The organism is Luteibacter sp. HA06 (assembly GCF_054061215.1).
On record NZ_JBSSDZ010000001.1, the window covers coordinates 4772448 to 4793426 of the forward strand.

The 20979-nt window shown below is 65.4% G+C and carries 17 protein-coding genes and 1 pseudogene; 10 read left to right on the top strand and 8 right to left on the bottom strand.

Features of this window, described 5'->3' with window-relative positions:
* Nucleotides 1–41: 41 nt before the first annotated feature.
* Both ACVWWJ_RS22025 and ACVWWJ_RS22030 read right to left on the bottom strand, forming a co-directional pair.
* Nucleotides 42–233 (bottom strand): annotated as a pseudogene (locus ACVWWJ_RS22025) (double zinc ribbon domain-containing protein); the annotation flags it as partial.
* 15 nt (nucleotides 234–248) lie between these two features.
* Nucleotides 249–455, bottom strand: a complete 207-nt coding sequence (locus ACVWWJ_RS22030) for a hypothetical protein (protein ID WP_159892876.1) — start codon at nucleotides 453–455, stop codon at nucleotides 249–251.
* 396 nt (nucleotides 456–851) lie between these two features.
* Between ACVWWJ_RS22030 and bioB the strand changes: the two genes are divergently transcribed.
* The 5 genes from bioB to bioC are packed head-to-tail and all read left to right on the top strand — an operon-like array spanning nucleotide 852 to nucleotide 5502.
* Entirely contained in the window at nucleotides 852–1859 is a 1008-nt protein-coding gene (gene bioB, locus ACVWWJ_RS22035) for a biotin synthase BioB (RefSeq protein ID WP_456969486.1), read from the top strand.
* Nucleotides 1856–3070: an 8-amino-7-oxononanoate synthase gene (bioF, locus tag ACVWWJ_RS22040; RefSeq protein ID WP_456969487.1), complete on the top strand. Its 1215-nt coding sequence runs from the start codon at nucleotides 1856–1858 to the stop codon at nucleotides 3068–3070. The genes bioB and bioF overlap by 4 nt, the downstream gene beginning before the upstream one ends.
* Nucleotides 3071–3098: 28 nt before the next feature.
* Nucleotides 3099–3848, top strand: coding sequence for a sulfurtransferase (locus ACVWWJ_RS22045; RefSeq protein WP_456969488.1), 750 nt, complete (start codon nucleotides 3099–3101; stop codon nucleotides 3846–3848).
* A complete protein-coding gene (gene bioH, locus ACVWWJ_RS22050) occupies nucleotides 3845–4618 on the top strand; it encodes a pimeloyl-ACP methyl ester esterase BioH (RefSeq protein WP_456969489.1) in 774 nt (257 codons plus the stop codon). Before ACVWWJ_RS22045 ends, bioH begins: the two co-directional genes overlap by 4 nt.
* The gene (bioC, locus tag ACVWWJ_RS22055) at nucleotides 4615–5502 is read left to right on the top strand and encodes a malonyl-ACP O-methyltransferase BioC (RefSeq protein WP_456969490.1); all 888 of its coding nucleotides are present in this window, start codon (nucleotides 4615–4617) and stop codon (nucleotides 5500–5502) included. Before bioH ends, bioC begins: the two co-directional genes overlap by 4 nt.
* 3 nt (nucleotides 5503–5505) lie before the next feature.
* On the opposite strand, the gene ACVWWJ_RS22060 is transcribed toward bioC, so the two are convergent.
* The 4 genes from ACVWWJ_RS22060 to ACVWWJ_RS22075 form a co-directional block, all read right to left on the bottom strand.
* Nucleotides 5506–6369 carry a DUF72 domain-containing protein gene (locus ACVWWJ_RS22060; protein ID WP_456969760.1) on the bottom strand — a complete coding sequence of 288 codons (864 nt, stop codon included), beginning with the start codon at nucleotides 6367–6369 and terminating at the stop codon, nucleotides 5506–5508.
* Between the two features lie 46 nt (nucleotides 6370–6415).
* The gene (locus ACVWWJ_RS22065; protein WP_456969491.1) at nucleotides 6416–6970 is read right to left on the bottom strand and encodes a DNA-3-methyladenine glycosylase I; all 555 of its coding nucleotides are present in this window, start codon (nucleotides 6968–6970) and stop codon (nucleotides 6416–6418) included.
* Between the two features lie 92 nt (nucleotides 6971–7062).
* A complete protein-coding gene (locus ACVWWJ_RS22070) occupies nucleotides 7063–8007 on the bottom strand; it encodes a threonine ammonia-lyase (protein ID WP_456969492.1) in 945 nt (314 codons plus the stop codon).
* Nucleotides 8004–9008 carry an aldose epimerase family protein gene (locus ACVWWJ_RS22075; RefSeq protein ID WP_456969493.1) on the bottom strand — a complete coding sequence of 335 codons (1005 nt, stop codon included), beginning with the start codon at nucleotides 9006–9008 and terminating at the stop codon, nucleotides 8004–8006. Before ACVWWJ_RS22075 ends, ACVWWJ_RS22070 begins: the two co-directional genes overlap by 4 nt.
* Nucleotides 9009–9083: 75 nt before the next feature.
* Here ACVWWJ_RS22075 and pepN point away from each other — a divergent pair, with 75 nt between their 5' ends.
* Complete coding sequence (gene pepN, locus ACVWWJ_RS22080) at nucleotides 9084–11732, top strand: aminopeptidase N (protein WP_456969494.1); 2649 nt, start codon at nucleotides 9084–9086, stop codon at nucleotides 11730–11732.
* 21 nt (nucleotides 11733–11753) lie between these two features.
* On the opposite strand, the gene ACVWWJ_RS22085 is transcribed toward pepN, so the two are convergent.
* Nucleotides 11754–12116, bottom strand: a complete 363-nt coding sequence (locus ACVWWJ_RS22085; protein WP_456969495.1) for a hypothetical protein — start codon at nucleotides 12114–12116, stop codon at nucleotides 11754–11756.
* A gap of 397 nt (nucleotides 12117–12513) precedes the next feature.
* On the opposite strand from ACVWWJ_RS22085, the gene mnmG reads away from it, so the two are divergent.
* The 4 genes from mnmG to ACVWWJ_RS22105 all read left to right on the top strand — a co-directional run bounded on the left by mnmG (nucleotide 12514) and on the right by ACVWWJ_RS22105 (nucleotide 19776).
* Entirely contained in the window at nucleotides 12514–14388 is a 1875-nt protein-coding gene (gene mnmG, locus ACVWWJ_RS22090; protein ID WP_456969496.1) for a tRNA uridine-5-carboxymethylaminomethyl(34) synthesis enzyme MnmG, read from the top strand.
* A gap of 85 nt (nucleotides 14389–14473) precedes the next feature.
* A complete protein-coding gene (locus ACVWWJ_RS22095; RefSeq protein ID WP_456969497.1) occupies nucleotides 14474–15250 on the top strand; it encodes an RDD family protein in 777 nt (258 codons plus the stop codon).
* A 105-nt stretch (nucleotides 15251–15355) separates the two neighbouring features.
* On the top strand, nucleotides 15356–17701 hold the full coding sequence (locus ACVWWJ_RS22100) for a Tex family protein (protein WP_456969498.1): 2346 nt from the start codon (nucleotides 15356–15358) through the stop codon (nucleotides 17699–17701).
* A 278-nt stretch (nucleotides 17702–17979) separates the two neighbouring features.
* Nucleotides 17980–19776: an autotransporter outer membrane beta-barrel domain-containing protein gene (locus ACVWWJ_RS22105; RefSeq protein WP_456969499.1), complete on the top strand. Its 1797-nt coding sequence runs from the start codon at nucleotides 17980–17982 to the stop codon at nucleotides 19774–19776.
* Nucleotides 19777–19925: 149 nt separating this feature from the next.
* On the opposite strand, the gene ACVWWJ_RS22110 is transcribed toward ACVWWJ_RS22105, so the two are convergent.
* Nucleotides 19926–20780: a YbaY family lipoprotein gene (locus tag ACVWWJ_RS22110; protein ID WP_159892902.1), complete on the bottom strand. Its 855-nt coding sequence runs from the start codon at nucleotides 20778–20780 to the stop codon at nucleotides 19926–19928.
* Nucleotides 20781–20979 lie beyond the last annotated feature (199 nt).

Below are 20979 nucleotides of genomic sequence, written 5' to 3' on the forward strand. Positions count from 1 at the left end.
CATAGGTCCGCCCAGGGGCGCGCTTCATGCTGGCAGCGGTCGCATTCGGGAACTGCGACGGGAAGCGGGAGGGCGCAACGTCCACAGCAGGCGAGGTTACGCGGCAGGGAGGCGTGGCAGGCGTGGCAGAGTTCACGCGTTTCATGGCCGGCATCACCGCATACCAGGCAACGCGGCGGCAGGATAAACCGGCCAGCCGCTGCGAAACATCGAACCAGGCGGGACGCCTCCATGCGTCGCTAGTCCGATCAGTAGCGGCGGCGGTAGAGCGCCGCGTCGACGATGGACCACAAATGGATGATCCAGCCCAGCCAGATGACCCAGAGCACGGCAGCCATCACGAACATGATCAACGCCTTGAACACGCGGCCCTGCACCAGCTGACCCAGGCCGGGAATGAAGAAACTGCAGATCGCCGCAAGTACGTTGCCGCTGCTGCCTTGTCCATCGCTCATGGGGAAGCCTCCTTTGGGGACGGTTGATGGTAAGCGGAATTTACTTCCAGCCCTCTTTTACCGAGCAGATCCGCAATGTCGCCTGACCGGTGGGGACTCGCGAAAAAGTTGGAGAAGTTAGGATGGAACCGTAAACCGGTTTAACTTTCCTATACCCGCCGCCCGATCGTGCCGGTAGGCCTTTTCGTACTTTCATGAACGAACTGGCCTATTGCTTGGTTCTTCGCGGAATTTCGGGGCCGCTGGATGCGGCGCCTGCGACCAGTTCACGCCATCACAGATAAATCGGCTCCTACGGGGGCAGGCAGGCGTTTGGTAAACCCTTTTGCTATCTATTTGGTTGACAGTGGTCCGGGCGGGCGTCGACACTTCGCGCCTTCGCCCCGGGAGCCCACCATGACCGCAGCTATCCGCCACGACTGGTCCCGCGAGGAGGTCGAGCACCTTTTCGCATTGCCTTTCAATGACCTGCTCTTCCAGGCGCAAACCGTGCACCGGGAGTACCACGACCCCAATGCGGTCCAGGTGTCGACCTTGCTGTCGATCAAGACCGGTGGCTGCCCCGAGGATTGCGCCTACTGTCCGCAAGCGGCGCGCTACTCGACCGGGGTCAAGGCCGAGAAGCTGATGAGCGTGGAGGCCGTGCTCGCGCGGGCCCAGGCCGCCAAGGACGCCGGTGCCAGCCGCTTCTGCATGGGCGCCGCGTGGCGTTCGCCGAAAGATCGCGACGTGGTCAAGGTGGCCGAAATCGTCGCCGCCGTGAAGGGCCTCGGCCTGCAGACCTGCGCCACGCTGGGCATGCTGTCGCAGCCGCAGGCCGACACGCTCAAGGCCGCCGGTCTCGATTTCTATAATCACAACCTGGATACCGCGCCGGAGTATTACGGCGAGATCATCCACACCCGCGACTTCCAGGATCGCCTGGACACGCTCGAGCACGTACGCCAAGCCGGCCTGAAGACCTGCTGCGGCGGCATCGTCGGCATGGGTGAGTCCCGCGCACAGCGCGCCGGATTGCTCACTACGCTGGCCAACCTGCCCGAGCATCCGGAATCCGTTCCGATCAACCGCCTCGTCCAGGTAGCCGGTACACCGCTGGCCGGCACCGAGGCACTGGATCCGTTCGAGTTCGTCCGCAGCATTGCCGTTGCGCGCATCATCATGCCGGCCTCGGTCGTGCGTCTGTCCGCCGGGCGCGAGTCGATGGATGACGCCCTGCAAGCGCTCTGCTTCGCCGCCGGCGCCAACTCGATCTTCTACGGCGAGAAGCTGCTGACCACGGGCAACCCGGACGTCGAGCACGACCGCCGCCTGTTCGAACGCCTCGGCCTCAAGCCGATGGAAGTCGAGATCGAGCCGGGCACCGTCCACGCGGATATCGTCGAACGCGCCGACGCGGCGTGAGCCGACCGGACCTCCGTGCCCGCGTGGAAGCCGCACGGGCACAGCGCGAGAGGGAGGGCCTCCTGCGACGCGCGCGCACCTGCGAGGTCTCGACGGACGGCGGTCGTGTTGTCGACGGACGGACGCTGGTCGACTTCTGCGGCAATGACTATCTCGGCCTCGCGCGTCACCCGGACCTGGTCGCGGCGCTGACCCGCACGGCTGCCGTGGAAGGCGTCGGTACGGGTGCCGCGCACCTTGTCTCCGGCCATCGCGGTGAACACGCGGCCCTCGAGGAAGAGCTGGCGGACTGGACGGGACGCCAGCGCGCCGTGTTGTTTTCCACGGGAGTGATGGCCAACCTCGGCGCCTTGCAGGCCCTGCTCGGGGCCGGCAATTTGCCAGGCCGCGGCGATGCCCTCTGCGTGCAGGACCGCCTCAACCACGCCAGCCTCATCGATGGCGCCCAACTGGCCGGCGCGGAGCTACGCCGCTATCCGCACGGCGATGCCGAGGCGGCCGCACGACAGCTCGATGCACGGCCCGATCACCCCGCCCTGCTCGCCACCGACGGCGTGTTCAGCATGGATGGGGACGTTGCGCCGCTGGCCGCGCTGGCAACGGCATGTAGCACGCATGGCGCCCTGTTCTACGTGGACGACGCGCACGGACTCGGGGTCATGGGTCGCGAAGGGAGCGGAAGCGTGGCCGCGGCGGGCCTCGACGCAAGGCAGGTACCGGTGCTGATGGGCACCCTCGGCAAGGCCCTGGGCACGGCCGGGGCCTTCGTTGCGGGTGATGCCGACCTGATCGAGGCCATCGTCCAGTTCGCGCGCCCCTACATCTATACGACGGCCATGCCGGCAGCCCTCGCTGCGGCGACGCGGGCGTCGCTACGTCTCGTGCGGACTGACCCGGACGGACGTCGTGAGCGCCTTGCGGCGAACATCGAACGGTTCCGCGCCGGTGCCGGGCAGCTCGGTCTGGCCATGATGCCCTCGCAAACGGCCATCCAGCCCCTGCTGGTCGGCTCGGCCGAGGCCGCCCTGGTCGCCTCACGATCGCTGGAAGCCGCCGGATTCCTCGTCGTCGCCATCCGTCCACCCACCGTTCCCCAGGGGGCGGGCCGCCTGCGGATCACGCTCTCGGCGGCCCATTCCGCTCACCAGATCGACGCCCTGCTGGACGCCCTGGCCCGTCTGCCCGGCCGCGCCGGAACCGCCGACGTATAATGGGCGGCCGCGCCCCTCCCCTATGCCCATGCCGATCCTCAACATTTCCGCCTACAAGTTCGTCGGTCTCGACGATCTGGACGCGCTACGTGCGCGCATGGTCGAGCGCTGTGAGGCCCTGGCATTGAAGGGAACCATCCTGCTCGCGCCGGAAGGCATCAACCTGTTCCTGGCTGCGCCGCGTGACGCGATCGATGCCTTCGTGAGCTGGCTGCACGAGGACTCGCGTTTCGCCGACATCACGCCGAAGGAGAGCCTCTCCGACGAGGTACCCTTCGGACGCATGCGGGTGCGCCTGAAGAAAGAAATCATCACCATGCGAGCGCCGTCGATACGTCCTGAAGAAGGGCGTGCGCCGCACGTGTTGCCGCTTGATCTGCGCCGATGGCTCGACCAGGGTCACGATGACGCCGGCCGCCCCGTCGTGCTCGTCGATACGCGCAACGATTACGAAGTCGCGGCCGGCACGTTTGAGAACACCGTGGAATATGGCTTGTCGAGCTTCACAGGTTTTCCCGAAGCCATCGCTGCGGATCGCGCGCGCTTCGACGGCAAGACCGTGGTCTCGTTCTGCACCGGTGGGATCCGTTGCGAGAAGGCCGCCATCCATATGCGCGAGATCGGCATTGACCATGTGTTCCAGCTGGAAGGCGGCATCCTCAAGTACTTCGAGGAAGCCGGCGGTGCGCACTGGCGCGGCGATTGTTTCGTCTTCGACGAACGCGGCGCCGTCGACGCGACGCTGGCACCGAGCGACGCATCGAGCGACGCCGCGTGAGCGGCCTGCACATCGAGCGCCACGGCAGCGGCGAAACGCCGCTGGTGTTGATCCACGGATGGGCCATGCACGGCGGCATCCTTTCGCCGCTGGTCGACGCCCTCGCCTCGCGCTACACGATGCATGTGGTCGACCTGCCTGGTCACGGTTACTCACGCGACTGCGACATCCCGCTGGAGCCGCTCGCCTGCGCACGGGCGATCGCGGCGGCCACGCCGCCGTCCATCTGGATGGGCTGGTCGCTCGGTGGACTGGTTGCCCTTGCCGCGGCACTCGATCTTCCCGAGGCCGTGACGTCGGTCGTCGCGATGTGCTCCACGCCGCGATTCGTCCGGACGGAAGGTTGGCCTTACGGCAATGACGCCGCGATGGTCGAGAAACTCGCTGCCGATCTCGAAACCGATTATCACGGCACGCTGGAGCGCTTCATCGCGCTCGAAGCCATGGGCAGCGCCGATCCGCGCGCCGAGGCCCGGCGCCTGAAGGAAGAAGCTTTTTCGAGAGGCGAGCCCGACCCGCGCGTGCTGATGGAAGGCCTCCGCCTGCTCGAGAGCACCGACCTGCGACCACGCCTCCCTGAACTGCGCAAGCGCAGCCTCTGGATAGCAGGCCGACGCGACCGCATTGTTCATCCGGAGGCCATGCGTTGGTGCGCCGAAGCGGCGAGTGGCCGCTTCGAGGAAATCGCCCACGCCGGCCACGCCCCCTTTATCGGTCACGCAGACGCCGTGGCCGATGTCCTTACGCAGTTCACCGAAGCAGACGCATGAGCGATTTTCATTTCGACCGCACCCAGGTCAGGCGCAATTTCGGTCGCGCCGCCGGCACCTACGAGAAGCACGACGCACTTCAGCGTGAAGTGCAGTCGACCCTGGTCGACCGTCTCGATATGTACGAGCAGGTGCCCGAGATCATCCTCGATGTCGGTGCGGGTACGGGCCGTGGCAGCGCGGCGCTGAAGAAGCGCTATCCCAAGGCGCAGATCATCGCGATGGATCTTGCGTTGCCCATGCTGCGTCAGGCTAAGCAGCACAGCAGTTGGCTGAAGCCTTTCTCGCGCGTCGCTGCCGATGCTTACACCCTGCCGATGCCTGACCAGAGCGTCGACATCCTGTTCTCGAACCTCTGCTTCCAGTGGTGCGAGGATATCGCCCGCCTCTTCACCGAGTGCGCGCGCGTGCTCAAGCCCGGCGGCCTGCTGACGTTCTCCACCTTCGGTCCGGACACACTCAGCGAACTCCGCGCGGCGTGGGCAGAAGCCGACCAGCATGCGCACGTGGCGCGATTCCTCGACATGCACGATGTGGGTGACGCCATGCTGAGCGCCGGACTGCGCGACCCCGTGTTGTTCGCCGAGCGCTACACGCTGACTTACCCCACACCGCGAGCCTTGCTCGACGAACTGCGTGGCCTCGGTGCGAACAACGCCGACGCCGATCGTCAGCGCGGGCTCACCGGCAAGCAGCACTACCGCCGCATGCTCGATGCCTACGAGGCCATGCGTAACGAGGGCGTCATTCCGTCCACGTGGGAAGTGGTGACCGCACACGCCTGGGGCCCGCCGGCCGGGCAATCGCGCCGTGAAGGCGGCGGCGAGATCGCCAGCTTCCCGATCGAGAACCTGCGCGGATCGCGACGCAAGACGCCATTCTGACTGTTATAAAAGCGCCGCCAGCGAGCGTGCGTCGCCCGGCGCCTTAACCTTCATGTCGTTGTCGAAATACACATACACATCGCGAGACGACCGGCGCGCCGGCGCCTTGCGACTGATGCGGGGGTCGCCCGCCGGCTGCGCCCCTCGCCGCCATGCCCGGATACGGCTTGCCCAGGCCTCGAGCGCCGTGTCGCCATAGCCGCTCGCGTAGAGCTTCTTGTCTCCATGTAGCCGTACATACACGAAGGGCGCGGTGACATCGAAGTAGCGCGGAAACTTCCCTGCGGTGTCGGCGACCACGAACCCGACACCGTGCCTGCGAAGAAGGTCGATGAAATCCGGGGTGACGAAGCTTTCGTGACGGATCTCCACGGCGTGCCTGATCCGGTGATTGTGTTCGACCGAGAGCCATGCGTCCCGCTTCAGGTGCGCGTCGTGCTTCTCTCCGAGAGCGGCGGCGGCTTTCAGGGATTTCGGCAGTAAACGAAGGAATGCTGCAAACACCGCTGGCTCGAAGCGAAAGTTGGGCGGGAACTGCCACAGCACAGGACCGAGTTTTTCACGCAGCGCGAGCACCCCGGAAGCAAAGAAGTTAGCCATCGGTCTCTCGATGTCGCGCAGCCGCAAGACATGCGTGATAAAGCGCGGCCCTTTGACTGCGAAAACAAATCCTTTCGGTGCGGTCTCGTACCAGGCTTGCCAACTTTCCGGGCGCTGCAACGAGTAGAACGAGCCATTGATCTCAATGGTCGAGAACTCGCGCGAGGCGAATGCGAGCTCGTCTCTCTGCACGAGACCTTGCGGATAGAAAACGCCGCGCCATGGCGCGTAGCGCCAACCCGATATGCCGATGCGTGTCTTTCCCATGACCCGATGGCAACGCGCTGCCGGTGCAGCGGAAGTGAAGGCAGCGTCACGGGACGGCGCGGTGCTGACAGCCGGGCTCATGGCCGTCGACCATCCCCGTGGCCTGCATAAGTGCGTAGCAGATGGCCGTGCCCGCGAAGCGGAAGCCCCGCTTATGCAGGATCCCGCTCATGATGTCCGAGGCGTCGCTGCGCGAACGTAGTCCGAAACCGCCACGCGACGACGTGGCGGTGGCGTTGCCGACCTCGAATGCATAGAGAAACGCCGCCAGCGACCCTTTGTCTTCGATCAACCGCAGCGTCGCACGCGCATTGCCGCGCACCGAGGCGATCTTGAGGCGATGCCGGATAACACCCCGGTCGCGTCGAACCAGGGCGAGCTCCTCATCGGTCATGGCAGCGATGCGGGAGAGATCGTAATCGTGAAAGAGACGGCGGTACCGCTCGCGCTTGCCGAGCACGGTTCGCCACGAAAGACCCGCCGCCGCGCCGCGCAAGGTGATCAGTTCGAAGAGCTGCCGGTCGTCGCGGATCGGCAAGCCCCATTCGGTATCGTGATAGACGCGTTCGGCGTCACTTTGTTCTGCCCAGGCGCATCGCATGTCCCGTCTCACACGTCCTGAAGGAGAGACGAGGTTAGCCACACAAAATAGACACGAATGTCCGCTTCAGGTGGCGGGCGGTGTGCGGATGTTTACCAGGGCAAGTCGTCCAGATCGACATTGCCGCCAGTCAATACCGCGCCTACCTTGCGGCCTGCCACGCGCCCGGGGTATCGCAGCAAGGCGGCGAGCACGGTGGCGCTCGACGGCTCGACCACGATGCGCAGCTCGGACCAGAGCAGGCGCATGGCGGAGACGACTTCGCCATCGCTGACACGCAGCACAGTCACGCCCTGCTCGCGCAGCACGTGAAAATTGGGCTCGCCAATCAGCGTACGCAGGCCATCGCAGATCGTGTGAGCTGTGAACGGGCCGACGCGTTCGTCGGCTTCCAAAGAGCGAGCCGCATCGTCTGCGCCTTCCGGCTCTGCGCCGAAAAGCTTGATCGCGGGGTCCATGCCATGCGCAGCAATGGAACAGCCGGATGCCAGGCCACCACCGCCTACCGGAAAGATGATCGTGTCGATCCCGGCAGACTGGCGAAGCAGTTCCGGCACCAGGGTGCCCTGGCCCGCCATGACGCGTGAATCGGCATATGGATGGACAAGGGTGGCACCCGTGCTCGCGACAAGCTCGGCAGCCTTCGCCTCACGCGCCGCCGTCGTAGGCGCACAACGGTGCACGGTGGCGCCCGCAGCGACGATCGCATCCACCTTCGTCTTCACGGCACCTTCGGGCACCACCACGTGCGCCACGATCCCGCGCGTACGCGCCGCCATGGCCAGCGCATTACCGTGGTTGCCAGACGAATGGGTCACGACACCGCGTGCAGCGTCCTCATCGCTCAACGACCACACGGCGTTGGTCGCGCCACGGAACTTGAAGGCCCCGCCACGCTGCAGGTTCTCGCATTTGAAGACAATCGTCGCACCGACCAACGCATCGATGCGATCGCTTCGCAACACCGGCGTAACCAGAGCATGAGGCGCAATGCGCGCCGCGGCGTCACGTACGTCGGCAAAGGTCGGCAAGGTCACGAATCGAACTCCACACCACAGACGAAGCGACGCTCCTGGCCGGCAGGCAGCGTGATCAACGGCGTGCAGTCGTCACGATTGAACGCGTCCGGCATGCATTCCATCGGCTCCAGCGCGACCGATTTCCGGGCATCGCGATCGGCGGTGTCGGACGTGAACGCAAGCATCACGCCTTTCTCTTGCCAGACGGCGATGCCGACACCGGTTTTCGGGTCGCGCAGGTGCGTACGCGCCTTGCCGTCCGTATCCAGCTGGAGGTCGGCGTAGGTGTGATTGAGTTCCACGCTGCCGATCGCGCGTGACTTGCGGAAATCGAGCGCACGATCGGCCTTGTCCATCGACTGCCAGGCGCTCGTGCCAGGCAGCGGGATGAAGTCCTTGTCGGTGGCGATGACCTTGTCCGCGGGCACCTGCAGTTCCCAGGTCTCGATCGGGTTGTCCGAGAGACGGAAGTAGGGATGCCAACCGAAAAATGTGGGGGCGGCGTCCTTGCCGACGTTGCGCGTTTTCGCTTCCACCGTGAGACCGTGCTCGTCCAGGGTGAAGGTGACGCTGAAGTCGAGCGCGAACGGGTAGCCCGGATTGGCCTCCGGACGGATGGCATCGGTGAAAAGGGTGACCGACGCCTTGCTGTCATCGGCGTGTTCGCGCTGCACGGCGAACAACGTGCCGCGCAGGAAACCGTGGCGACTGGCGCGGTCCGCGCCGACGGCACCTGGCTGCAAATCGTAAGTCGTTCCTTCAAACGTGTAGCGCGAATTGTTAACGCGGTTGGCGAACGGCGTCATGATCGCGAAGCGGGAACCCTTGTGCCCGACCAGCTCTTTTCCGTCACGGAAACCGTCCGTGACGGTGCGCGTCTGGTCGCGCCAGCGCGTGCTGATCGATAGCACGGTGGCGCCGCGCCGGGCGATGCGAACCTCGCGATCGGCGTCGGCATCGACCAGCACCACCAGTTCGTTGGCGCCCAGGGCGGAGCGCGTGACGGTGAATCGGGACATGGGAGGCTTCCTTTTGACGAATCCGACCGCATGTTAGCCTGCCTGTCAGACCAGAACATGTGTTGTCCTACCGCCATGAGTGATCGTTCAGACGCCCCCACGTCCGTCATCCGCCTCGCCGACTACCGCCCGCCGGCCTGGGCGGTGGATGACGTGGCCCTCGAGTTCGACCTCGGTATCGACCACACCGAGGTCACCAGCCGGCTGACCCTGGTGCGGCAGGCGGACGAGCCGATCCGGCTGAACGGCGAAGGCATCGATCTGCTCGAACTCACGCTGGATGGCCGGCGGCTTGGCGATGGCGAGTACATCCTCGCCAACGGTGTCCTCGAGGTGGCCGTGGACGTGGAACGCTGTGTCCTGGGCGCTCGCGTGGCGGTCCGCCCGGCGGAAAATACCGCCTTCGAGGGCCTCTACCTTTCCGGTAGCCGCGATCGTGGATTCCTGTTGACCCAGTGCGAAGCCGAGGGCTTCCGCCACATCACGTATTTCCCCGACCGTCCGGATGTCCTGTCGAAATATACGGTGACGCTGCGTGCCGACCGGGAGCGCTTCCCGGTGCTGCTCGCCGGCGGGAATCCGGATGGGACAGGCGACCTGCCCGACGGTCGTCACTGGGCACGCTTCGTCGATCCCCACCCCAAGCCCAGCTATCTGTTCGCCCTCGTCGCCGGGCGCCTGGAACGCATCAGCCACGACTACACCACGGCCGACGGCCGCGCCGTTGCCCTGCATATCTGGGCCGAGGCCGATGTCATCGATCGATGCGACTACGCGATGGACTCCCTCATCCGCAGCATGCAATGGGATGAGCGGACGTACGGGCGCAATTACGATCTCGACGTGTTCCATGTCGTCGCCACTCACGATTTCAACATGGGGGCGATGGAGAACAAGGGCCTCAACATCTTCAACGCGAAATACCTGCTCGCCGACCCGGACTCCAGCACCGATGACGAATACCGTCACGTGGAAGCCGTGGTCGCGCACGAGTATTTCCACAACTGGAGCGGCAATCGCGTCACCTGCCGCGACTGGTTCCAGTTGAGCCTGAAAGAAGGCCTCACCGTATTCCGTGAGCAGAGCTTCTCCGCGGACATGAACTCGGTGTCGCTCAAGCGCATCGAAGACGTGGCCCTGCTGCGCCGCGCGCAGTTCCCCGAAGATGCCGGCCCGCTCTCGCATCCGGTGCGGCCCTCGCAGTACAGCGAGATCAACAATTTCTATACGGCGACTGTCTACGAGAAGGGTTCCGAGCTGGTGCGCATGCTCGCCGGCCACCTCGGCCGCGACGGCTTCCGCAAGGGCATGGACCTCTACTTCCAGCGCCACGATGGTGATGCCGCGACGATCGAGGACTTCCTGAAAGCGCTGGGCGATGCCAACAACACGGATCTCTCGACGTACCTGGCCTGGTATGGGCAGGCAGGCACGCCGCGACTCACCGCCGAAGCCCGCTACGACGCGGCGCAGTCGCGCTATCGCCTTACGCTGCGCCAGCGCACGCCGGCAAGCGCCGGACAGACCGTCAAGCACGCGCTGCCCATCCCGGTTCGCCTTTCGCTGTTCGACGCCTCGGGCAAGGCCCTTCCGCTTCGCCTCGAAGGCGAGGCCACGGCCGGTGCCGCCGAACGCACCATCGTGCTCGATGGCGCGGAGCGCAGCATCGTCTTCGAGGACATCGCCAGCGCGCCGGTGCCGTCGCTCCTGCGCGGCTTCTCCGCCCCGGTGATCCTCGAATTCGACTACGCCCCCGACGAACTCGGCGTACTGCTCCGTCACGATCCGGACGGCTTCAATCGCTGGGAAGCCGGGCAACAGCTTGCCGGCCTCGCCTACGACGACTGCCGCGATGGCAAGCTCGACGGCGCGGCGATTGGCGCATGGACGTCGGCCCTGGCCCAGCTCTTCGGCGATGCCACTATCGAAGATGCACTCCTGGCCGAACTGCTCACCCCACTTGGCGAGATCGAACTGGTCGAGCGTCAGCCCGAGCGCGATCCGGACCGCATTCGCGCCCACCGGCAGGCCATGTTGCGGGTCCTGGCCAGCAGGATTGGCGTCCCTGCGCTGCGCGCGCGTTACGACGTGCTGCGTGCGGCGACGAGCGCCGCGCTGGACGCGGCCAGCCAGGCGCGGCGCCAGCTCAAGCGCCGCATACTCGATCTGCTTTCCCTGGTCGATGAGAGCAACGCTCGCGACCTCGCACGCGCTCAGTACGACGAAGCCCCCGGCATGACCGACCGCCTCGCGGCGCTGGCCACCCTGGCCACCGTAGACCCGGAGTCGGCGGCCCCTGCGTTCGCGCACTTCCGCAAGCGATACGAAGGCAACGCGCTGGCGCTCGACAAGTGGTTCGCCGTGCAGGCGCAGCTGCCGGGCGAAACGGCGCTGGGACGGATCCAGGCACTGGAGCGCGACGACGCGTTCACTCTGAAGAATCCGAACCGCGTGCAGTCGCTGCTGGGCAGCTTCGCTCGAGCCAATCCAAGCGGCTTCCATCGCGCCGATGGCGCGGCGTATCGTTGGCTGGCCGACCGCCTGGTGGCGATCGATGCGCTCAATCCGCAGGTCGCCGCTCGCGTAGCGACGGCCTTCAATGGATGGAAGCGTCTTGAGCCTGTGCGACGCGAGGCGGCGCACACGGTGGTCGCGGAACTGGCATCACGCAAGGACCTGTCGCGTGACCTGACCGACATCCTCGCTCGGGTGGCCCTGGGCTGATCCCGGGGCTGATCCCTGTGCTCAGTCTTCCAGGCCGGCCAGGGTTTCGCGGATACGTGCGAGGCGTTGTTCGATGCGTGGTCGCAACCGGCCCTGTTCGGTCTGATTGCGCTCGTTGAGTTTTTCCATGGCCATTTCCAGGCTGCCCATTTCGATGAGCAGATCGTGGTGGCGGATCATGGGTTCGTTAGTGGACATGACAGCGTTCATGGCATTCAGCCCCTTCCCTCGTTGATCGCCATGCTGCAATGCATCGGGCGTGCCATTCGCTGCGACGCGCGAAAAAATGTGCGCTACGTCACGTTCGATCTCGTCCTGCGGGAGAAACTGACGTACTGCGTCACCAATTGCCGAAACCGAGCACTTCGTTGACGAAAAAGTCACACACGGTTCATTGGATCGGTGTAGTGTTCATTTCAACGAAAAAAAGCCGAGGCTTTGCCTCGGCTCTTCGTGCCAGTCACTCGGTTTCTGGCGCCCGGCAGCACGGTCATCCTGGATTCCCCCTGTTCCTGAGACCGCCGGGCGCCAGATCTCATTCGTTAGATCGAATGGGGCATCCTTGCCCACATCCCGCTTCCTCCCACCGGCACACGACCAAACCCCTGTCGTTCGGTCTCGGCGCGCGTGTATTCGCGCAGCGTCTGCCCGGGTGAAGTGCACGGAATAGAAAGCACGAGCCGTGCCAAACCCTGCCATATGACGATCGCGCTGCAATGCAACGCGGGTCGTCCGGCAGGCGTAAAATGCCGATCTGGCCCTACGCCCGAAACCCTTGACCATGCTGCATACAGAAACCTACGACGTCATCGTGGTCGGTGGCGGACACGCCGGCACCGAAGCGGCGCTCGCCTCGGCGCGCGCTGGCGCGCGCACGCTGCTGCTCAGCCACAACATCGAAACGATCGGCCAGATGAGCTGCAACCCGGCCATCGGCGGCATCGGAAAAGGCCATTTGGTCAAGGAAATCGACGCCCTGGGCGGCGCCATGGGCCGTGCCGCGGATCGCGCCGGCATCCAGTGGCGTACGCTCAACGCCTCCAAGGGACCTGCCGTGCGCGCCACGCGTTGCCAGGCCGACCGCTCGCTGTACAAGTCGGCCATCCGCTACCTGGTCGAGACGCAACCCAATCTCGTGCTGTTCCAGCAGGCCGTGGACGATCTCATCCTCGTGGATGGCCGCGTCGCCGGCGTACGTACGCAGATGGGCCTGGACTTCCATGCACCGGCCGTCGTGCTGACAGCAGGCACCTTCCTCGCCGGGAAAATCCACATCGGGTCCGCGCAGTACGCCGGTGGCCGCGCGGGCGACCCGCCGGCGTCCACGCTGGCCGCGAAGCTGCGCGAACTACCCGTGGCCGCCAACCGACTCAAGACGGGTACGCCACCACGTATCGACAGCCGCAGCATCGATTTCTCGGTCCTCGAGGAGCAGCCCGGCGACAGCCCGATGCCGCATTTTTCGTACATGGGGTCGGCTGCGGAACATCCGCGCCAGGTGAGTTGCTGGATCACCCACACCACCGAGGCCACGCACGAGCTGATTCGCGGCTCGCTCGACCGGTCACCGCTGTACAGCGGACAGATCGAAGGTGTCGGCCCGCGCTATTGCCCGTCGATCGAAGACAAGGTGGTTCGCTTCGCCGACAAGAACTCGCACCAGATCTTCGTCGAGCCGGAAGGCCTCGATACGTTTGAGATCTACCCCAACGGCATCTCGACGTCGCTCCCCTTCGACGTGCAGTACGCCCTTGTGCGCTCCATCCCCGGCTTTGAGCGTGCACACATCACTCGCCCCGGCTACGCCATCGAGTACGACTACTTCGATCCGCGCGGCCTGCATCCGTGGCTGGAAACCAAGGGCATTCCGGGGCTCTATTTCGCCGGCCAGATCAACGGCACCACGGGCTACGAAGAAGCCGGCGCGCAGGGGCTCATCGCCGGCATGAACGCCGCACTGGCCGTGCGCGGCGAGACACCGTGGTACCCGCGCCGCGACGAGGCCTATATCGGCGTACTCATCGACGACCTCACGACGAACGGCACCATTGAGCCGTATCGCATGTTCACCTCGCGCGCTGAATATCGTCTCCATCTGCGCGAAGACAATGCCGACCTGCGACTGACGCCCCACGGATATGCGCGAGGTATCGTGCCGGAGGATCGCTTCCGGCGCTTCGAAGCCAAGCGGGACGCGGCGGAACGTGAAACAGCGCGCCTGCGCGGAATCTGGGCCGCACCGACCAACACGCTCGGGGCGGCGATCGAACGCTCGCTCGGCATTGCCGTGAGTCGCGAGACCCACGCGCTCGACCTGCTCCGCCGACCGGAGTTGAACTACGCGACCCTCACCAGCGTTCCCGAACTGGGGCCACCGGTGGACGATGCGGAAGTCGCCACGCAGGTGGAAGTGCAGGCCAAGTACTCCGGGTATCTGGAGCGCCAGCGCGATGAGATCGAGCGCCAGCGCCGACACGAATCCACGGCCATTCCGGAAGGCTTCGACTACGACCGCGTGCGGGGGCTCTCCGCTGAGGTATTGCTCAAGCTGAAGCGCGCCCTTCCCGTGACGATCGGACAGGCCTCGCGTGTCAGCGGGGTGACGCCGGCGGCCATCTCGTTGCTGCTTGTCCACCTGAAGCGTCGCGCCGCGTAGGCACATGTGCCAACCAGCAGGCGGCGGCATGCCGGTCCATCTGGCATCATCGGCGCCAGTCAGCGCATCAGTAAAAAGGTAGGCCATGCAAGTCTGGATCGGACGTAACGGTGAGCGCTTTGGTCCCTACACGGACGACGAAATCCGTCAGTGGCTGCGCGACGGTACCTGCCGCCCCGAGGAACTCGGCTGGTACGACGGCATGGTCGACTGGCGCCCCCTGGGCGAACTGTTCCCCGAGGAGCGGCCCGCCGCGACCGCCGACGGCGTGCCGCCCGTACTACCCTCCCCGCCGCCCTTCCTGGGGGTCACCGATGTCGCCGCCCCGGAGTACGCCGGTTTCTGGCTGCGTTTCGGCGCCTGGGTGATCGATTACCTGATCCTCATCGTGCCGTTCACGGCGATCAGCCTGAGCATGGGCCTGGGGGCGGTCATGGCCACGGTGATGGAGCAGATGAAAACGGACCAGGTTGCGGCCCTGCAGGCGTATGCCACCGCGATTCTGCCGATCACCTACGTGCTGATGGTCATCGGTTTTGTCTACTACACGGTGTTCGAAGCCTCGAAGTGGCAGGCCACCCCCGGAAAGATGGCCGTGGGCATCCGCGTCACCGGCACCGACGGCCAGCGCATCTCGCTGGCCCGCAGTGCCGGCCGCAACGCCGTGCGCCTGACCAACGTGCTGCGCTTCCCCGTACCCCTTCCGCTGATCTGCTACGTGGTCGCCGCCTTCACCGAGCGCAAGCAGGGCGTACATGACCTGCTGGCCCGCACCTACGTGTTGATGGGCCGTGCCGACCAGGCATCGGCACCGGCCGTCGCTCCACGCAGCAACAGCGATAGCGGCCGCTTCGACGCCTGATCGCCCTGCCCGCCCCGGCCACTCCGGCCGGGGCTTTCCCTGTGCTTGCTATCATTCACGGCTCGACCCGACGTTTCGGCCGGCCGAGCAACGCACAGGAACCACATGCAGAGCATCGAACAACGTATTGCCCAGGACATCGCCGCGAAGCCCGAACAGGTGCGCGCCGCGGTGGAACTTCTCGACGGCGGCGCCACCGTGCCGTTCATCGCTCGCTACCGCAAGGAAGTGACCGGCGGTCTGGACGACATTCAGCTGCGTCTGCTCGAAGAGCGCTTGCGCTACCTGCGCGAGCTGGAAGACCGCCGCGCAGCCATCCTCGACAGCATCGTCGAGCAGGGCAAGATGACCGACGCCCTCAAGGCCGACCTCCTCAGCGCGGACACCAAGGCGCGCCTGGAAGATCTCTATCTTCCATTCAAGCCCAAGCGTCGCACCAAGGCGCAGATCGCCCGTGAAGCGGGCCTGGAACCGCTCGCCCTCGGCCTGCGCGAAGACCCCACCCAGGATCCGGAAACCTTTGCCGCGGGCTTCGTCGACGCCGAAAAGGGCGTTGCCGACACCAAGGCGGCACTGGACGGCGCGCGCGCCATCCTCATGGAGTCGATCGCCGAAGACGCGGCCCTGGTTGGCGAACTTCGTGACTGGCTGTGGGACAAGGGCCAGATTCGCGCCGTGGTCGTCGCCGGCAAGGAAAACGAGGGCGCCAAGTTCCGCGACTACTTCGACCACAGCGAAGCCGTGTCGAAGATTCCCTCGCACCGTCTCCTCGCGCTGATGCGCGCGCGCAACGAAGGCGTGCTCGAGATCGACCTCAATCCTGGCCTCGACGCTGACCAGGGTCACGCCGAAGGCGAAGGCCGCGTCGCCGCGCGTGCCGGCATCGTCAATCGCAACCGCGCCGCGGACGCCTGGCTGCGCGAAACCGTTCGCCTGACATGGCGCGTGAAGCTGCACCTGCACCTTACGCTGGACCTGTTCGGTCGCGTACGCGAAGGCGCCGAGGACGAAGCCATCCGCGTGTTCGGCGACAACCTGAAGGACCTACTCCTGGCCGCACCCGCCGGCGCAAAGACGGTGATGGGCCTGGACCCGGGCATTCGTACCGGCTGCAAGCTGGCCATCGTGGACGCCACGGGCAAGCTGGTCGCCTTCGATACCATCTATCCGCACGAACCACGCAACCAGTGGGACCAGTCCGTGGCGCGCATCGCGCAGCTCAGCAAGCAGCATGGCGTGAACCTCATCGCCATCGGCAACGGCACCGCCTCGCGCGAGACCGACAAGCTGGCGGCGGAAGTGATCAAGAAGTACCCCGACCTGAACCTGTCCAAGGTGGTCGTGAGCGAAGCCGGCGCATCGGTTTACTCCGCGTCCGAACTTGCTTCCAAGGAATTCCCGGACGTCGACGTCTCGATCCGCGGCGCCGTCTCCATCGCGCGCCGCCTGCAGGATCCGCTGGCCGAGTTGGTGAAGATCGAACCGAAGGCCATCGGTGTCGGCCAGTATCAGCACGACGTAAACCAGGTGAAGCTAGCGCGCGCCCTGGACGCCCGCGTCGAGGATTGCGTCAACGCGGTTGGTGTCGACGTCAACACGGCATCGGCCCCCTTGCTTGCGCGCGTTGCGGGCCTGTCCAGTAGCGTTGCCGAGAACGTCGTGAAGCATCGCGACGCCAACGGTCCGTTCCCCAGCCGCAAGGACCTCCTGAAGGTGCCTCGCCTGGGCGACAAGGCCTTCGAGCAGTGCGCCGGCTTCCTGCGCATTTCCGCCGGCAGCAATCCGCTCGACGCGAGCTCGGTGCATCCCGAGGCCTACCCGGTCGTCGAGCGCATCCTCAAGCAGTGCGGGCGCGAAGTGAAGCAGGTCATCGGCGATACGTCCTTCCTGCGCGCCCTCAAACCGGAAGACTTCACCGATGCCACCTTCGGTGTGCCGACCGTCCGCGACATCCTCAAGGAACTGGAGAAGCCCGGCCGCGATCCGCGCCCCGAATTCGTCGCCCCCAGCTTTGCCGAGGGCGTGGAAGACCTGAAAGACCTGCAGGTCGGCATGGTGCTCGAGGGTCGCGTCACCAACGTCGCCGCCTTCGGCGCCTTCGTGGATATCGGCGTCCATCAGGATGGCCTGGTTCACGTGTCGGCGCTGTCGCATACCTTCGTCAAGGATCCGCGTGACGCGGTGAAGGCCGGCGACGTGGTCAAGGTCAAGGTCATGGAAGTGGACCTGCCCCGCAAGCGCATCGCCCTGAGCATGCGCCTGGACGATGTCCCGGGCGAAGCGCGTGGCGGTCGACCGGCGCAGGGCGGCGACGCCGCGCCTGGCGGCGGTGGTGGCAACCGCCGCGGTGGGCAGGGCGGCGGCGCCCGTCCCCAGCAGCAGCCGAAGCCGACAGCGGCTCCGGCGAACAGTGCTTTCGCCGACGCGTTCTCCCGCGCCAAGAACAAATAAGACCGCGCTTCCACCGGGCAGGGGAGCCCGGTGGAAGCGCCTCCCTTTTTCGGCAAATTCCGAGATTTTTCTCACCGCCGACGGCTCGTTCCTTTTGGGGAACGGCTGTTTGTGGGAGCCGGCTATGCCGGCGATGGAAGTCGCGGCCACACCGCCTTGTTGGCTTTTCGCCGCTGAAGCGACTCCCACTTTCTTCGGTGCGGCGCCGCAGCATGCGCCGGCGTATGGCTTCCATTACCGTAACGTTTCTCTAACGCCCCACACACGGAGTGAACCACATGCGTATTCGCCATCTTGCCGGTGCCATCGGTACCGCCCTTCTGTTCAGTGCCGGGGCGCACGCCGACGGATTCCAGCAGGTCGTTTCGTTCGGCGACAGCCTGAGCGACAGCGGCAACGTCGCCATTCTTTCCGGCTCGCCGGTGCCCCTGCGCTTCACCACGAACCCGGGCACCACCGCCGTCGAGAACATCGCCTCGCATTTCAACCTCTCGCTGACGCCTTCGCTGTCGGGTGGTACCGACTACGCGTACGGCGGCGCGCGCGCAGTGATCCCGAACCCGGTCCCGGGCACCTCGGCGCAGATCCAGCAGTACCTGACCGCGAACGGCGGCAAGGCCAACCCGAACGCGCTCTACACGATGTGGATCGGCGCCAACGACCTCCTCGCCGCGACGGCCAACCCGGCCACCGCGCAGGTCGTCGTCGCCACCGCTGCCACGCAGGAAGTCGGCCAGATCAAGGCACTGCAGGCTGCGGGCGCGAAGACCATCGTCGTCTTCAACCTGCCTGATGTGGGCAAGACGCCGGCGGCCCTGTCGCAGGGTGCCGCCGCTTCGGCCGGCATCACCCAGCTGAGCCAGGTCTACAACGGCATCCTGTCCGGCGGCCTGGCCACGGCTCAGCGCGGCATCGTGCCGATCGACACCTATGCCCTGCTCAACGAAGTCATCGCCAGCCCGGGCAAGTACGGTTTCACCAACGTCACCGTGCCGGCCTGCACCACGGCCAGCTCGCTCACCTGCACGCCGGCGACGCTGCGCGACCCGAATGCGGCCTCGACCTACCTGTTCGCCGACGGCATCCATCCGACGAACGCTGCCCACGCCCTGCTCGGCCAGTACGCGATCTCGATCATCGAAGCGCCGCAGAAGATCTCGCTGCTGGGTGAAGCCGGCCTCGCCACGAGCGAAGCCCACACCCGCGTGCTGCGCAACCAGATGATGGCCGACAACTTCGGCGCCGACACCCGCGTGTTCGCCTCGGCGGAATACGGCCAGCAGACGTTCAAGAGCGGCGACACCTCGCCCAAGACCGACAGCGACAACGTCAACCTGACCATCGGTGCCGATGCCAAGGTCAATGAAAACATCTCGGTGGGCGTCGCCATGGGCGTGGCCTCGACCAACGCCGATTTCTCGGGCGGCGGCGGCTACAAGATGACCGACCTCGCCGGTTCGGGTTACGCGTTCTATCACGCGGGTGGCGGCTACGTCGGCACCTTCGTCAGCTTCGGCCAGCTCAGCTTTACCGACATCGACCGTCGCATCGACCTCGGCGCCGCGCGTCGCACGGAAACGGGCAAGGCTGACGGCTCGCATGTCGGCGGCGGCCTGCAGGGCGGCTGGTGGTTCGGTAGCGACACGCTGAAAACCGGCCCGTTCGCGAGCCTCACGTTCGAGCAGCTGCGCGTCGACGGTTACAACGAGTACGGTGGCGACAGCACCGCGATGAACTTCGGCAAGCAGACCCGCAACTCACGCATTGCCACGGCCGGCTGGCGCGTGCAGGGCTCATGGCAGTCGGGCAACACCGTGCTGCACCCGTTCGCTGAAGTCGCGTACAACCGCGACGGTCGTGCCGACCCGCGTTATGTCACCGCCGGCCTGATGGGCATGAGCGGCACCTTCGAACTGCAGGGCTTCACCCCGGACAAGACCTGGGCCACGGCTGACCTCGGCCTCACCGCGGACTTCAACCAGACCTGGAGCGCCTGGGCTGCCTACAGCGGCCGTTTCGCTGACGACAGCCAGCGCGACAACAGCCTGAACCTCGGTGTGAAGATGTCCTTCTAAACGAAGAAGGCCTTCTGAATGGAGAGGGCCTTCGAATGAAGAAGACTCTCTAACATGAGGAAGGCCTTCTGAATGTGGGAGCCGCTTCAGCGGCGAAAAAAAACGCCGGCGAAAGCCGGCGTTTTTTTGTTCTCGCGAATAACGCGAACTTACTTCTTGCCGTTGTTCCCGCCGGCCTTCGCGTACATCGCTTCGGCCTGCTTGCGCAGGTCGTTGGCGGCGTCGTCGGAAAGGACGTCGGTCTTGCTGCCGGACTGGTTCTCTTTCAGGACGAGGTCGCCGGCATCGTTCCAGCCCGCGCGCTCGGTCGAGGTCGGCTTGCCATCCTTGCTCGGCTTCTTCTCCTGGACGATGACCCAGGGCTTGCCGTTCTTGTAGGCGAAGTCCGTAGCGGTGAAGCCCTTGTCGCCGTAGTCGACGAGCTCGCGCACGAACTGGACATCGTTGCCCTTCTTGAAGATCTGCCAGCCGTGGGACTCGCCGTCTTTCAGCGCCGTACCCTGGGTGACCTTCATGCCGCCAATGTTCTTCTTGACGCTGTTGAAGCCGCTCAGCTCCTTCTCACCCGGGGTGGCTTCGCCGACCAGCTGGATGTTGGCGACGTTCTTCGCGCCCTTGGTCAGGACCGGGGTCTTCAGGGGCGACGAGTAGTGACGGTCGCCATCCTGCAGGGACACCTCGACGATGTACATGTCGTTCGGATTGAGGTCCGTGGCGTTGAAGTCGAGCTGGAACTGCGCCGGCAGGGTCACCGGGGCGATCGTCTTGGTCGCCAGGGGCTGCGAGCCCTCAGCGGTGACGTCGATCAGCTTCAGGTCAAGCTTGGCGTCGGGAGAGAGCTGGGCGCCAGCATCACGCAGGGTGACGCTGCCGGTAACGGCGTTGGCCGGGCCGGTCGCCTCAGGCGTGCCACCCGCGGCCTGCTGGCCGTTGTCGGAAGAGCCGCCGCAACCGGCGAGGGCCAATGCGGCCACGGATGCGAGCGACAAGAAAATCCTGCGCATGGTCGAACCTCGTAACGGAACGGAAAGGAATCGGGTCACGGAAGATACGCGCGCGCATGGCGCAAGACCTTCCGGGGGGAACCTTGGAGCATACCGGCAAATGCGCCGCTGGAAAAGTCAAGGGTGAAAATCCCTAGGAATTCGTAACTGCGAGCCGGTTGGCAAGCTGGCAGTCAGAAATGCCGGAAACCGGCAAGCG

Coding starts and splice junctions, on each gene's coding strand:
- ACVWWJ_RS22030 (WP_159892876.1), bottom strand. CDS start 455: ATGAGCGATGGACAAGGCAGCAGCGGCAACGTACTTGCGGCGATCTGC.
- bioB (WP_456969486.1), top strand. CDS start 852: ATGACCGCAGCTATCCGCCACGACTGGTCCCGCGAGGAGGTCGAGCAC.
- ACVWWJ_RS22045 (WP_456969488.1), top strand. CDS start 3,099: ATGCCGATCCTCAACATTTCCGCCTACAAGTTCGTCGGTCTCGACGAT.
- bioC (WP_456969490.1), top strand. CDS start 4,615: ATGAGCGATTTTCATTTCGACCGCACCCAGGTCAGGCGCAATTTCGGT.
- ACVWWJ_RS22060 (WP_456969760.1), bottom strand. CDS start 6,369: ATGGGAAAGACACGCATCGGCATATCGGGTTGGCGCTACGCGCCATGG.
- ACVWWJ_RS22065 (WP_456969491.1), bottom strand. CDS start 6,970: ATGCGATGCGCCTGGGCAGAACAAAGTGACGCCGAACGCGTCTATCAC.
- ACVWWJ_RS22075 (WP_456969493.1), bottom strand. CDS start 9,008: ATGTCCCGATTCACCGTCACGCGCTCCGCCCTGGGCGCCAACGAACTG.
- pepN (WP_456969494.1), top strand. CDS start 9,084: ATGAGTGATCGTTCAGACGCCCCCACGTCCGTCATCCGCCTCGCCGAC.
- mnmG (WP_456969496.1), top strand. CDS start 12,514: ATGCTGCATACAGAAACCTACGACGTCATCGTGGTCGGTGGCGGACAC.
- ACVWWJ_RS22095 (WP_456969497.1), top strand. CDS start 14,474: ATGCAAGTCTGGATCGGACGTAACGGTGAGCGCTTTGGTCCCTACACG.
- ACVWWJ_RS22100 (WP_456969498.1), top strand. CDS start 15,356: ATGCAGAGCATCGAACAACGTATTGCCCAGGACATCGCCGCGAAGCCC.
- ACVWWJ_RS22105 (WP_456969499.1), top strand. CDS start 17,980: ATGCGTATTCGCCATCTTGCCGGTGCCATCGGTACCGCCCTTCTGTTC.
- ACVWWJ_RS22110 (WP_159892902.1), bottom strand. CDS start 20,780: ATGCGCAGGATTTTCTTGTCGCTCGCATCCGTGGCCGCATTGGCCCTC.